General features: G+C 38.5%; 1 tRNA gene. It reads left to right on the forward strand.

What is annotated here, in order from left to right:
• Nucleotides 1-46: 46 nt before the first annotated feature.
• A tRNA-Met gene (locus A6E03_RS10085) sits at nucleotides 47-123 on the forward strand.
• Nucleotides 124-213 lie beyond the last annotated feature (90 nt).

A 213-nucleotide genomic window follows, 5' to 3' on the forward strand; every position in this document is an offset into this window, starting at 1 on the left:
TCTCCGTCCGCACCATATTTTTGATTGTTTTATTAAAATAATCATTGGCTACTTAGCTCAGCTGGTTAGAGCACATCACTCATAATGATGGGGTCACAGGTTCAAATCCCGTAGTAGCCACCATACAACTTTTAATTGGTTTACCATTCACCGATTAAAATACGAAATATCTATACTTTGTTTACACAAACTATAGAACGCGGACGTGGCGGA

The organism is Aliivibrio sp. 1S128, assembly GCF_001691065.1.
Taxonomy (GTDB): Bacteria; Pseudomonadota; Gammaproteobacteria; order Enterobacterales; family Vibrionaceae; genus Aliivibrio.